Source organism: Streptomyces nymphaeiformis, from assembly GCF_014203895.1.
Lineage (GTDB): Bacteria > Actinomycetota > Actinomycetes > Streptomycetales > Streptomycetaceae > Streptomyces > Streptomyces nymphaeiformis.
On the sequence record NZ_JACHJY010000003.1, the window covers coordinates 181,719 to 195,192 of the forward strand.

At 74.0% G+C, this 13,474-nt stretch carries 8 protein-coding genes; 4 read left to right on the top strand and 4 right to left on the bottom strand.

What is annotated here, in order from left to right; translation table 11 throughout:
* The first annotated feature begins 124 nt into the window (after positions 1–124).
* A complete protein-coding gene (locus GGE06_RS11080) occupies positions 125–1,597 on the top strand; it encodes a PP2C family protein-serine/threonine phosphatase (RefSeq protein ID WP_184930711.1) in 1,473 nt (490 codons plus the stop codon).
* A 117-nt stretch (positions 1,598–1,714) separates the two neighbouring features.
* Here GGE06_RS11080 and GGE06_RS11085 read toward each other — a convergent pair whose 3' ends face one another.
* Positions 1,715–3,205 carry a DNA-binding protein NsdB gene (locus GGE06_RS11085; RefSeq protein WP_116162965.1) on the bottom strand — a complete coding sequence of 497 codons (1,491 nt, stop codon included), beginning with the start codon at positions 3,203–3,205 and terminating at the stop codon, positions 1,715–1,717.
* A gap of 233 nt (positions 3,206–3,438) precedes the next feature.
* On the opposite strand from GGE06_RS11085, the gene GGE06_RS11090 reads away from it, so the two are divergent.
* The 3 genes from GGE06_RS11090 to GGE06_RS11100 all read left to right on the top strand — a co-directional run bounded on the left by GGE06_RS11090 (position 3,439) and on the right by GGE06_RS11100 (position 9,222).
* Positions 3,439–4,566: an aminoglycoside phosphotransferase family protein gene (locus tag GGE06_RS11090; protein ID WP_116162963.1), complete on the top strand. Its 1,128-nt coding sequence runs from the start codon at positions 3,439–3,441 to the stop codon at positions 4,564–4,566.
* 324 nt (positions 4,567–4,890) lie between these two features.
* Positions 4,891–6,864: an N-acetylmuramoyl-L-alanine amidase gene (locus tag GGE06_RS11095; RefSeq protein WP_184930712.1), complete on the top strand. Its 1,974-nt coding sequence runs from the start codon at positions 4,891–4,893 to the stop codon at positions 6,862–6,864.
* A gap of 159 nt (positions 6,865–7,023) precedes the next feature.
* Positions 7,024–9,222, top strand: coding sequence for a terpene synthase family protein (locus GGE06_RS11100; protein WP_184930713.1), 2,199 nt, complete (start codon positions 7,024–7,026; stop codon positions 9,220–9,222).
* A gap of 91 nt (positions 9,223–9,313) precedes the next feature.
* On the opposite strand, the gene GGE06_RS11105 is transcribed toward GGE06_RS11100, so the two are convergent.
* The 3 genes from GGE06_RS11105 to GGE06_RS11115 all read right to left on the bottom strand — a co-directional run bounded on the left by GGE06_RS11105 (position 9,314) and on the right by GGE06_RS11115 (position 13,469).
* Positions 9,314–9,679 carry an Hsp15 family ribosome-associated heat shock protein gene (locus GGE06_RS11105; protein WP_116162957.1) on the bottom strand — a complete coding sequence of 122 codons (366 nt, stop codon included), beginning with the start codon at positions 9,677–9,679 and terminating at the stop codon, positions 9,314–9,316.
* Between the two features lie 16 nt (positions 9,680–9,695).
* Positions 9,696–10,196: a hypothetical protein gene (locus GGE06_RS11110; protein WP_116162955.1), complete on the bottom strand. Its 501-nt coding sequence runs from the start codon at positions 10,194–10,196 to the stop codon at positions 9,696–9,698.
* A gap of 66 nt (positions 10,197–10,262) precedes the next feature.
* On the bottom strand, positions 10,263–13,469 hold the full coding sequence (locus GGE06_RS11115; protein WP_312883098.1) for an ATP-binding protein: 3,207 nt from the start codon (positions 13,467–13,469) through the stop codon (positions 10,263–10,265).
* Between the last annotated feature and the right edge of the window lie 5 nt (positions 13,470–13,474).

The following is a 13,474-nucleotide window of genomic DNA, read 5'->3' on the forward strand; positions in this document are numbered from 1 at the left end:
TATGACGGAAGCACCACCGGATCGAGTGTTGCCAAATCCCTTACGGGCTGTGCCGGGCTGTGCAACAGTCGTCTACGGGCCACCTTCCACACCTGGCCGCGCCGCGCCTGTATCGGAGTACGACATGCCGTCCCATCTGTTCGCGGATCGCCCCGCCCAGCCGCCGGAGCCGGGCGCGGTGGACGCGCTGATCTCACAGACCCGCCGCCTGCGCGGCGAGGTGGACGCCGTCCGCCGGGACGCCGTGGCGGACGAGGACGACCCCCAGCAGCGGTGGCAGCGCGCCCTGTGCGACCTGGCAGTCCATCAACTCGACGACCTGGGCGCCCACTTGGGCCAGCTCCGCGCCGGAGTCCCGGCGAGCGCGAGCCTCGTGGACGCGGCCGGGGAGATCGACGTCCCCGTCGACACCGCCCCCGGCACGGCGTACGGCGTGGCCGCCCCGCCCCGGACCGGCTCGCTGCTCTCCCGGGTCGGCAGCGCCGAGTGGAACCTGCTCACCGACGAGGTCAGCTGGTCCGACGAGCTCTTCCAGATCTTCGGCCGGCTCCGCGAGAGCGGCCCGATGTCGCTCGACGAGATGCCCACGATGGTCTTCGCCGAGGACCAGCCCGTCCTGCAGAGCATGGTGACGGACTGCCTGATCGACGGGAAGCCGATCGACGGCGAGTTCCGGATCGTACGGACGGACGGCCGGGTGCGCACGGTGCACATGACCGGCGAGCCCGTCCTCGACACCGACGGCTGCACCGCCTCCATGTGGGCCGTCCTGCGCGACGTCAGCGAGCTGCGGCGCAGCGAGCGGACCGTCCGCGAGAGCCGGGACAGCCTGGAGCGCAGCCGCCACATCGAGCTCACCGAGCGACGGGTCGCCGTCGAGCTCCAGGAGGCGGTCCTCCCGCCGTGGCGCGGCTCGCTCCGCTTCGCCCACGACGGCCCCGCCCCGCTCGACGTGGCCGCGCACTACCTCCCGGCCGCCAGCACCGGTCTGATCGGCGGCGACTGGTACGACGCACTCGCACTCCCCGACGGGGACGCGCTGCTCACCGTCGGCGACCTGACGGGCCACGGGGTCGCCGCGACCTCCTCCATGGCCATGCTCCTCGGCGCGCTGCGCGGCATGGCCGTCGCCGGCATCCGCCCCGCCGCGCTGATGGGCCACCTCAACCAGCTCCTGGAGACCTCCGGACAGCCCGCGCTCGGCAGCGCGATGTGCTGCCGCTACGACCCGGTGGCCCAGACCCTGGCCTGGGCGCAGGCCGGACACCCCGCCCCGCTGCTCTTCCGCGACGGGACGGGGCACACGCTGCGGCGGCCCGAGGGCGTCCTGCTCGGGGCGACGACCGGCGCCGCCTACGGCGAGGCCGAGACCCGACTGCTCCCCGGTGACCTCCTTGTCCTGCACACCGACGGGCTGACCCGCGGCACCGGCGCGGACGACGACACGGGCACGCGACGGCTGCTCGCCCTCGGCCCCCGGCTCGCGGAGGCGCGCGACGCGCAGGACGGTGTGCGCGCGGTGGTGGAGGAGTTCGGCGAGGAGTCACGCGAGGACGACGCCTGCGTGATGGTGGTCCGGGTCGCCCGCCGCGCCTGAGACGGCCTGGCCACTCGACGAGCCCGAAGCCGTCCAACCACCCGACGGGCCGAAACCCACCGAGCCCCGATCGAGCCCCGACGGCCTGAGCCTCCCCGTCCCGTAGGACCGGGAGGCTCAGGCCTGCCCGGTCCTCGGGCGGTTGACGGGGGACCTCGGGAGGGCCAGCTCGATCTCCTCGCGCAGGCTCTCGATGCTCGAGTAGCCCGCGTACTGGCCGGTCAGCCGGTACATCTCCCGCAGCCGGTCCCAGGTCCGGTGGGACGAGGTGTCCCCCATGGACATCAGGGCGAGCCGGGCGTACCGGTCGGCCTGCTCCGGGTCGTCGGCGATGAAGCAGGCCGAGGCGAGCGAGATGTGGTCGAAGAGCTTCGACCGCTCGTGTCCGCCGTGGCGCAGTTCGATGGCCAGCTTGGCGTGCCGCTGCGCGGGGATCGCGGCGGCCGGGTCGTGCTCGGCGAGGGTGCGGTAGGCGAGCGCCTGCATGCCGTGCATGTCGGCCTCGTCGAAGTTCTGCATCCAGCTCGGCTTCTCCTCGCCCGTGTCGGAGACGAAGAGGTCCTCGGCCTCGCCGAGGGTGCGCCGCATCGCCTGCCCCCGCCCCATCGAGGCCTGCGCCCAGGCCTCGATGGTGTGGAACATGGCCTGGGTCCTGGGCAGCACCCGCTCGCCCGAGCCCGCCTTGGCGAGCTTCATCAGGTCGAGGGCGTCGTCGGGCCGGCCCAGGTGCACCATCTGGCGGGCGGCCCGGGACAGCGCCTCGCCGGCCCGGGGCCGGTCGCCGCCCTCGCGGGCCGCGTGGGCGGCGATGACGAAGTACTTCTGCGCGGTCGGTTCGAGGCCGACGTCGTGGGACATCCAGCCCGCGAGGACCGCGAGGTTGGCGGCGACGCCCCACAGGCGCCGCTGGAGGTGGTCGGCGTGGCGGTAGGCGAGCATGCCGCCCACCTCGTTGAGCTGGCCCACGACCGCCTTGCGCTGCAGCCCGCCGCCCCGGGAGGCGTCCCAGGCGCGGAAGACGATGACGGAGTGCTCCAGGGCCTCGATCTCCTCCGACCCGATGGGGGCGGCCTCGTAGCGGTCGAACCCAGCGGGGTCGGCGTGGAGGGGATCGGTGGCTCGCGGGGCGACGCCCGTGCGCGTGGGGTCGGTCTGCAGCCAGTCGTGCATGGCGTTGCTGAGTACGGAGCCGGCGGCAAGCGCGGCACCCGCGCCCACCAGGCCGCGTCGGTTGAGCATGAGGTCCATTCCCGTGAATTCGGTGAGGACCGCCGCCGCACGATCGGGGGGCCAGGGCAGCCCGTCAGGGTTCTCCGTCTTCCTGACGTCCTGCTTCTTTCCGGCACGCCCGTGTCGTACGAACCCGAGGTCCTCGATGGTCACGACACGGCCGAGTCGCTCGGTGAACAGTGCTGCCAGCACCCGGGGCACGGGATCGCGCGGGGTCTCGCCCCGGTCGATCCACCGCCGCACCCGCGAGGTGTCCGTCGCCAGCTGGGGGTGGCCCATGGCCGCCGCCTGCCGGTTGACGAGTCTCGCGAGTTCGCCCTTGGACCAGCCGGCCAGGCCGAACAGGTCTGCCAGGCGGGTGTTGGTTTGTCCGGTCACGTCTAAGCCCCCAGGTTCTCGGCTGAGTTGACAGTAGCCCGCTGTCATAGGCCTGGCGACAATTCGCCAGGCTTCGCCAGGGTGCGCGAGATGTTCCGCCACCCGCGCCCGGGTGTCAGGTAGGAACGCGCCACCCCGCCCCGCCGACCGGCCCTCATTCCCCAGGGTGCGGACCGGGGGCGGGCGGGGCGACGCACGCAATTCGTCGGCGCACGAAGGGATCTGTCACCTCCATGTACACAGCATCGTCCTCCGTGTCCGCCCCGCCCCGGCCGCAGCACCGCATCGTCCCGGCAGGCGCCGGACCGTACCTCGCCCCCGCGCCCCAGGCCGTCCGGCCGAGGCGCTGGGCGGGCGGCACCGGTACCCAGCCGGTCAGCGGGAGAATCGATCTGTCCGGCCCCCAGGGGGCGCAGTTGAAGATGGCGATCGCGTCGGTCCACCGGATCTGCCCGGAGTTCAACCCGGTGCAGGTGCTGCGGCGCAGCGGCCGTTCCGTACTGATCGTCGGGACGACCGGGCGGATGACGGCGGTCGCCAAGTGTTTACTGGACCACTCCCCCGCGTGGGTCGAGCGGTTCCGGCACGAGATAGCGTCCTACCGCTCCTTCGTCCGCCACCGTCCGCCGGTGCGGGCACCGCGGCTGATCGCCGCGGACCCGGAGAACTGCACGCTGGTGATCGAGCGGATGCCCGGGCGGGCGGCGGCGCTCTCGCGCCACCCCGTCGAGGCCCCGCCCCGGGCCGACGTGCGGGCCGCGCTCGGTGCGATCGCCCGGCTCAACGCCTGGCGGCCGCCGGCCGGGACCTTCGACGCCCCGCTGGACTACGGCGCCCGGATCGCCCGCTACCACGAGCTCGGGCTCTTCACGGACCGGGACCGGGACGACCTGCAGAAGCTGCTGCACGGTCTGGCGCACGCGGGCGGCCGTCAGGGCATGGGCCAGTTCTGTCACGGTGACGCCCTGCTGTCCAACATCCTGCTCTCCCCGGCAGGACCTGTCCTCGTCGACTGGGAGCACGCGGGCTGGTACCTGCCCGGCTACGACCTGGCGACGCTGTGGGCGGTGCTCGGTGACGCGCCGCTGGCCCGGCGGCAGATCAGTCAGCTCGCCCAGCAGGCGGGCCCGGCCTCCCGGGACGCCTTCCTGGTGAACCTGATGATCGTGCTGACGCGGGAGATCCGTACCTACGAGACGGCGGTGCAGCGCACGATGAAGGAGGCTCCGCCGGCCGGTTCGGTGCCGGTGCCCTCGGGGGCGCTGGCGCCCGGCGAGGAACAGCGGCTGCTGCTGAGGCGGCTGCACGACGACTGCGCGCTGGCACGGCGGGCCGTGCGCGCGGCGGTCGGGACGCGCTGAAGGGGCGGGTCCGGCCGACCACACGGGGGCGATGCGCCGTGAGCCCGGTGCCGACACACCGGGACGCGGCGCATCGGCTTGTCCGTACCGTCCCCGCCACGAGAACCGCTCCATTGGTCCATTCCCTCCATTGGTCCAGTCCGTTGACGCGTCCCAGGCCCGGGACCCGTCTCCGCGAAACTCCGCCACATGGCCTCCATTCCCGCCCTGACGTGGGAACTTCCTTTCGTGCGGGTGTGATTGACGCAGCGTCCGGGAGCCGATACCCCTGTACGGGTTCGGCCCCGCACGCCCCCGTGTCACCCCCTGCCTCTGGAGGCCGCCTTGCTCCGTTCCGCTGCGCGCAGACACCCTTCCCCGACTCGTGTACGGGGGGCGGCGGGCGCCCTGGCGTCCACCGCCCTGCTGCTTCCCCTGCTGTCCGCCGCCCCGCCCGCCGGCGCCGAGGTGCCCGAGGCGGGTGTCCTGCAGGGGCAGTTCGCCCGGGCCGCCGAGCGTCAGGGCGTGCCCGAGAGCGTGCTGCTCGCCGTCTCCTACCTGCAGTCGCGGTGGGACACCCACGGCGGGGCGCCGAGCGTGACCGGCGGCTACGGTCCGATGCACCTGACGGACGCGGTGACGGCGCTGACCGGGACCGTCCCGCACCACTCGGAGGGCGAGGAGGACGCCCGGGGCGACGACTTCCGCCCGGCCCGCGCCGGCGGGGACGTCCCGGCGCCCGCGGCCGAGGAGTTGCCCGAGCGGCTGCGGACCCTGGAGCGGGCGTCCTCGCTGTCCGGGATCCCGGCCGAGGAGCTGCGTACCGTACCGGCGGCGAACATCGAGGGCGGGGCGGCGCTGCTCGCCGCGGCGCAGCGCGAGGCCGGTCTTCCGGCGAGCGCGGACCCGGCCGACTGGTACGGGGCGGTGGCGCGGTTCTCCGGCGCGGACGACTCGGCGACGGCGACGACGTACGCGAACGACGTCTTCGACGTGATCCGGAGCGGTGAGACGCGGACGACGGACAGCGGGCAGGTGGTGACGCTCCCGGCCGCCCCGGCGGTCGCGCCCGCCACGGGCCAGGTGGCGGGCCTGGGGCTGCGCCGGCCGGCCGCCGGGCCCGTGGAGTGCCCGGCCTCGGTGGCCTGCGAGTGGATCCCCGCGCCGTACGAGGAGTTCGGCGACGGCGACTACGGCAACCACGACAAGGCGAACCGGCCCGTCTCCCAGTCGATCGACTACATCGTGATCCACGACACCGAGGCCGACTGGAAGACCACCCTGAAGCTGGTGCAGGACCCGACGTACGTGTCCTGGCAGTACTCGCTGCGGTCCTCCGACGGGCACGTCGCCCAGCACGTGCCGCTGAAGGACGTGGCCTGGCACGCCGGGAACTGGTTCGTGAACGCCAAGTCGGTGGGTCTGGAGCACGAGGGCTTCCTGACCTCGCCGGACTCCTGGTACACGGAGGCGATGTACCGGTCGTCGGCGCGCCTGGTGCGGTACATCGCCGCGCGGTACGACATCCCGCTGGACCGGCAGCACGTCCTGGGCCACGACAACGTGCCGGGCACGGTGACGTCCTCGATCAAGGGCATGCACACGGACCCGGGGCCGTACTGGGACTGGGCGCACTACTTCCAGCTGCTCGGCCGTCCGATCACCCCGAGCGCCGGTCCGCAGGCGGGCGTGGTGACGATCCGGCCCGACTACGAGTCCCACCAGCCGGTCTACACGGGCTGTGTGACGGCGGGGCAGGCGTGTGTGCCGCACGGCAGCGGGGCGGTGCGCCTGCACACCGAGCCGAGCGCCGACGCGCCCCTGGTGAAGGACATCGGTCTGCGGCCCGGCGGGCAGGACTCCACCACCGGGGTCAACGACACGGGGGCGCGGGCCTCGACCGGGCAGAGCTTCGCGGTGGCGGAGCGCCGGGGGGACTGGACGGCGGTCTGGTACCTCGGGCAGAAGGCGTGGTTCAGCAACCCGGTGGCGGAGCCGACGGCGGTGAACGTCCGGGGGCAGGTCCTGACGCCCCGGGAGGGACTGGCGCAGGTGCCGGTGTACGGGAGGGCGTATCCGGAGGCCTCGGCGTATCCGGCGGGTGTGCCGGTGCAGTCGGTGTCGCCGCTGCCGTACAAGCTGCTCGCCGGTCAGCGGTACGTGGTGGGGGGCCAGACCCCCGGCGAGTACTACTTCGCTCCGGTGTTCGATCCCAGTGGGCACACGGTCGTCCGGGGCCAGGAGGAGTACTACCAGATCCAGTTCGGCCACCGGGTCGCCTTCGTGAAGGCCGCTGACGTGCGGGTTTCCCAGGGCTGACGGCAGCCTGGCCGGAAGGTGCGGGGTGGTGCCGGACGCGGGGTCCGGCACCACCCCGTCGGCGTTCATACGACTATTCCGGAGAGCGCGTGCGCCCCTTGGACGAGGGGTAAGGCTGGGGCCGGTCATCGCCCAGCTCACCGGAAGGCCCCCCAGGAAATGCCTCAGCCCTTCGTCATGCCGGATTTCTATGTTCCGTATCCGGCCCGGCTCAATCCCCACCTGGAGGCCGCGCGTACGCACACCTGCGACTGGGCGCGGGAGATGGGGATGCTGGAGGGCTCCGGGGTCTGGGAGGAGGAGGACCTCCAGTCCCACGACTACGCGCTGCTCTGCTCGTACACGCATCCCGACTGCGACGAGGAGGCGCTGAACCTCGTCACCGACTGGTACACCTGGGTCTTCTTCTTCGACGACCACTTCCTTGAGGTCTTCAAGCGCACCCAGGACCGTGCGGGCAGCAAGGCCTATCTGGACCGGCTCCCCCTGTTCATGCCGGCGGACCCGGCGGCCGGCATGCCCGAGCCGACCAACCCCGTCGAAGCGGGTCTCGCGGACCTCTGGCAGCGGACGGTCCCCTCGATGTCCGAGGGCTGGCGGGTGCGGTTCGCGGAGGCGACCGAGCACCTGCTCTACGAGTCCCTGTGGGAGCTCGACAACATCAACGACGGGCGGGTGGCCAACCCCCTGGAGTACATCGAGATGCGCCGCAAGGTGGGCGGCGCGCCCTGGTCGGCCGGTCTCGTCGAGTACGCGGCGGGGGCCGAGGTCCCCGCCCAGGTGGCGTACTCCCGGCCGCTGCGGGTGCTCAGGGACGCCTTCTCGGACGCCGTGCACCTGCGCAACGACCTCTTCTCGTACCAGCGCGAGGTGGAGGAGGAGGGCGAGAACAGCAACGGCGTCCTCGTCCTGGAGCGGTTCCTGGGCTGCACGACCCAGGAGGCGGCGAACGCCGTCAACGACCTGCTGACCTCGCGGGTCCAGCAGTTCGAGAACACCGCGCTCACCGAGGTGCCGCTGCTCGCCGCCGAGAAGGGGCTGAGCCCGGAGGAGTGCGCGGCCGTCGCGGCGTACGCGAAGGGACTCCAGGACTGGCAGTCCGGCGGTCACGAGTGGCACATGCGCTCCAGCCGCTACATGAACGAGGGCATGGTCGGCGGTCCCTCGCACCTGGACGGGATCATCGGCACCTCCGCGCTCGACATCCGCACCCTCTTCGGCCGGCCGGCGGCGGCGCGGCACCGGGCGTTCACGCATGCCCCGCACCAGCACGTGGGTCCTTCGCTGCTGCCCGAGTTCGACCTGCCGTACCCGCTCACGATCAACCCCCACCACCCGGAGGCGGCGCGGCACACGGTGGACTGGGCCGAGCGCCTCGGCCTCCTCGACGACCTCTGGGACCGGCCGATGGCGGAGGGCTTCGACCTCGCGCTGTGCGCGGCGGGCCTCGACCCGGACGCGTCCCTGGAGGAACTGTCGCTCAGCGCCGACTGGCTGACCTGGGGCACCTACGCGGACGACTACTACCCGGCCTTCTTCGGGCGGACGGGCGGTCTGGCCGGCGCGAAGGAGCAGACCGAGCGGCTCAAGGCGTGCATGCCGCTCGACGAGCCCGCGGCCGGTGCGGCACGCGCGGTGAACCCGCTGGAGCGCTCGCTCGCCGACATCTGGGAGCGGACCGCCACGCCGATGGCGCCCGAGGCGCGGGCGCGGCTGCGGACCGCGCTCGACGCGATGCTCGACAGCTGGATGTGGGAGATGCACAACACGGTGCAGCACCGGGTGCCCGACCCGGTCGACTACATCGAGATGCGGCGCAGCACCTTCGGCTCCGAGCTGACCACGCTGCTGTGCCGGCTGCGGCAGGACGCGGCGCTGCCGCCGGAGCTGTTCCGGTCGGGCACGGTGCGCAGCCTGGAGAACTCGGTCATGGACTACGGGACGCTCGTCAACGACCTCTTCTCGTACCAGAAGGAGATCGAGGTCGAGGGCGAGGTGCACAACGGCGTCCTGGTGCTCCAGAAGTTCTTCGACTGCGACTACCCGACCGCGGTGTCGATGGTCGACGACCTGATGCGGGGCCGGCTGCGCCAGTACGAGACCCTGAAGCAGCGTGAGATCCCGCTGCTGTACGAGGACTTCGGGATCGACGCGGCGGGCCGTGCGGCCTTCGAGGCGTATCTGCGGGAGCTGGAGGACTGGCTCGCGGGCGTCCTCAACTGGCACCGGAAGGTACGGCGTTACGGCGCGGAGGACGTCCGCGCGGGCAGCGGCGGCCCGCTGCTGCTGCGGGGGCCGAGGGGTCTCGGCACCTCGGCGGCCCGGATCACGGAGCTGCTCGGCACGGGACCCCGCTGACCCGACGTACGCCGAAGGCCTCCGGGAGGACTCCCGGAGGCCTTCGGGTCGACGAGTCGACGGATCAGGGGCGACGGCCCCGCACTTCGCCTCAGGGGCGACGGCCGCGCAGTTCGTCGAGTTCGCGGCGCTCGCGCTTCGTGGGGCGGCCCGCGCCCCGGTCACGCACGGCGGCGACCGCGACGTGCTCACGGGGCGGCGGGGGCGGGCTGTTGTCCACGTACGCCTCGGCGGCGACCGGCGGGCCGATCCGCTTGGTGTGGAGCTCCTTGACCTCGACGATCCGCTCCCGGCCGCCGTGGTAGATCCGAACCTCGTCGCCGGGCTTCACGGCCTGCGCGGGCTTGACCCGCTCGCCGTTGACCTTGACGTGTCCGGCCCGGCAGGCGGCCGCGGCCTGCGAGCGGGTCTTGGTCAGCCGGACCGCCCAGATCCAGGCGTCGACGCGCGCGCTCATCGGCCCCGCTCCCCCGTCAGCCCTGCTGGAACAGCTCGGCGGGCAGCGGCTTGAGCAGCGCGTACAGGTCGTCGGTGATCGGCCGGTCCCAACTGGCGATCGTCACGAGGACGTTGTCGCTGCGGTCGAACTGGACGCAGGAGATGCGGCTCTCGGAGAGCTTGAGGCGGCGCACGATGAGGAGGTTGTCGCCCTGCATGACGGGCATGTCCTCGGTGTCGAGGACCTCGACCGGCTCGTCGTTCTCCAGGGCCACGAGGAGCTGGGCGACCTCGAAGGGGATCTGGCCGTCGGCGAGCTCGCGCGCCGGGGAGCCCTCGGGGAGGTTACCGATGATCATCGCGGGTCCCCGGCCGCCGAACAGGTCGTAGCGGAGGAACACGCCCTGGCAGGAGCCGTCGGGTGCGGGCAGCAGGCCGGCGCCGAGATTGCCGGGCCAGTCCCCCGGATCCATGGCCAGGACGTCGAAGTCCGGGCCCGCGGGTGTGGCGGCGCTGCGGCGGCGGAGGAAGGACATACGGCCATGGTACGTGCCTCCGCGCGTGGCGCGACGCGCCGGGCGGCCGCCTCCGGTCGGCGCCTCTCAGCGGCGCCCCAGCGCCTGGGCCAGGCCGGAGCGGTCGGTGCCTAGCTTGCGGTAGACGGACGACAGGAGCCTGCCGACGGTGGTCGTGTCGATGCCGAGCGCGGCGGCCGCGTCCTCGTCGCGGACGGTGAGCTCGGCGGCGGTCCGCTCACGGGCGGTGAGCGCGTCCGTGCCCGCCGGGTGCAGGGCGCGGGGGCGGAGCCCCGCCGCGGCGAGCTCGGCGCGCGCCTCGTCGACGAGGCCGTCGGCGCCGCAGTCCTGGGCGGTCTCCAGGCCCCGGTAGAGGTGCTCGGCGGCCTCCCCGGCGCGTTCGGTGCGGCGCAGGGCGGCGCCGAGGGCGACGAGGGAGCGGGCCAGCTCGTACGCGGCGGGTGACTGGTCGAGCCGGTCGACGGACTCCTCCAGGAGCTTCACCCGCGCGGAGGGCTCGGAGACCTCGGCGGTCACCCGGAGCGCCTGTCCGATCGCGGAGGGCGCACCGTACTGGCGGGCGCGGGCGACCGCGTCCTCCGCGGTGCGGCGGGCCCGGACCGGGGTGGTGGCGGCCTCGGCGAGGGCGAGGTGGAGCTGCCAGGGGCACCAGGCGGGGTTGCGCATGCCGCGCGGGTCGAGGCGGCGGCCGACGGCGGCGAGCTCGGCGGCGGCCTCGTCGGTGCGACCCCGGGCGAGGAGCAGTTCGGCGTGGACGGTCTGGGAGTCGGGGAAGGTGACGGCGGCGGGGAAGGGTTCGCCGAAGTCGTGGTCGAAGGCGATCCTGGCGGCCTCCTCCGTACGCCCCCGCGCGAGGAGGACCTCGATGAGGACGCCGACGGCGTACCACTGGGCGGGGGTGCGGGGTCCGACGCGTTCGGCGAGGCGCAGGCCGGCGCGGACGAAGTCCTCGGCCTCGACGAGCCGGCCGCGCCGGTGGCGGATGTACCCGAGGAGGGTGTACGCGAAGGAGAGGTGCGCCCCGCGCCAGCCCTGGCGCTCGAACTCGGCGGTGCCGGCGGCGAAGAGCTCCTCGGCGCGGCCGGGGCGGTCGGCGTAGAGGAAGGTGAGGGCGGTGAGGACCGGGACCTCGAAGCCGCGGCTCTCGTCGGCCCAGCTGAGGCCTCCTTCGAGGGCGCGCTCGGCGTGGCGGAGGGCGGTGGCGGAGGGTTCGGCGCGGAGGGTGGCGTCCCAGGCGCGCAGGCCGATCACGTACCGCTCGGTGAGGTCGCGGCCGGTGAGCCGGTCGGCGAGGGCCGCGAGGCGGCGGGAGCGGGCGGGCGACTCGGGTTCGTCGGCGCGGAACGCGTCCCACATGAACTTCTCGGCCTGCATCCGCAGCCGGCTGCGGGCGTCGGTGGTGCGGCCCGCCTCGCGGCCGAGGAGCTCGGAGGCCTCGACGAGCCGGTCGCTGTGGGCGAGGACCTGGGAGAGCCGGTAGACGATGCCGTGCCGGAGCGCCGGGTCGGCGACGGGCTCCTCCAGGGCCGCGCGCAGGTGGTTGACGGTGGTGGCGGGTTCGGTGAGGAGGGACGAGCAGCCGAGCTCGTAGAGGACGGCTGCGCGGTCGTCGGCGGCGGGCGGCTCGCGCAGCGCGCGGGCGAGGAAGCGGCGGGCCGCGTCGGGGGCTCCGGCGCGGAGGTTCTCCCCGGCGGCGGCGCGCAGCTGCTGGACGACCCAGGGGTCGCCCTCGGGGTGGGTCTCCAGGAGGTGCCGGGCGGCGGCGGTGGGGCCGAGCCCGGCGTCGACGACGCACCAGGCGGCCTGGCCGTGCAGGGCGACGCGGGTGGCGGCGGGGATGGAGCGGTAGACGGTGGTGGCGATGAGGGGGTGGACGAACTCCAGGTGTTCGTCGGCTCCTTCGGCCCTTTCGGCCCCGGCGAGGACGCGGGCCTCGCGCAGCCGGGCGGCGCTGTCGGCGACCGCCTCTCCGCCGAGGCCGGCGACGGCCCCGGCGAGCTGCGGGGAGATCTCGGTGCCGAGGACGGCGCAGGCCCAGGCGAGGCGGACGGTGGCGGCGCCGAGGCGTTCGAGGCGGGTGACGAGTCCGCTGCCCTTGAGGGCGGCGGCGAGGTCGCGCAGGTGGCGGGCGCCGTGGGCGGTCGGTTCGAGGCCGCGGTCGCGGACCTTGGCGGCGAGTTCGACGGCCTCGAAGGGGTTGCCGGAGGTGACGGTCCAGAAGTCGCGGCAGAAGGCGTCGTCGGCGTGGGCGCCGACGCGGTCGCGGACGAGGTGCGCGACGGCGGCGGAGGTGAGCGGGGCCAGCCCGTGGGGCCGCTGTCCGGACCGGTGTCCGGTGAACTCCTTGCCCTCGTCGGGGAGTTCGTCGGGACGGTAGGCGGCGACGAGGAGCATGGGCAGCTCCTCGGCGCGCGGGGCGAAGGCCGCGAGCCAGCCGAGGGACTCGGGATCGGCCCAGTGGACGTCGTCGAGGACGACGACGAGCGGGTCGCGGCGCACGGCGAGGTGGGTGAGGACCCAGTCGAGGCCGTCACGCAGGCCCTGGGGGTCGGGCGGCGCGCCCTCGCCGGCGGCCCGCAGCCCGAGGGCGGGGCCGACGATGTCGTACCAGGAGCCGAGGCGTTCGCGCAGTTCGGTGTCGGAGGCGTGGGCCAGTTGCGGCTGGAGCAGCTGCCGGGCCACGTGGAAGGCGACCCGCTGCTCCTGGTCGCCGCCGCGCGCGGAGAGCACGGTGCAGCCTCGGGCGGCGGCGCGGCGGCGGATCTCGGCGAGCAGGGTGGTCTTGCCGAGCCCGGCGGGAGCGGCGTAGGCGAGCACGCCTCCGCGTCGGGCGGCGGCGCGGGGGCGGGCGGGGGCGCCGGAGCCGTAGGCGTCGGCATCGGCCCTGGCGTCGGCGTCGGCGTCGGCGTCGGCGTCGGCGTCGGCGGATCCGGAGGTCACCGTCTCGCCGTCCACGCGGGGGCGGGGCGCCCGCACGGTCATGGCCTCGCGGGCCGCACGCGCGTGAGGTCCCGGCGCTGTCGCGGACTCGCCGTCCACGCGCGCGTGGGGGCCGCTCGGGACCACCACGAGGTGCGGGCCGGCGGCCTCGCGAGGGGCGGGGATCCGCTCGGACCGGGGCGGCTCGCCGGTGACGGCGGCCCATCCGGGCAGCCCCGCCGGATCCGTCAGTCCCGTCAGGAGGTCGAGTGCGTCCTCGGCCGCGTCGAGCGCCGCTTCGCGTTCGAAGAGGCCGAATCCCCGACGGGTCGGCCGGTCACCCTGTCGCGCCACGTTCC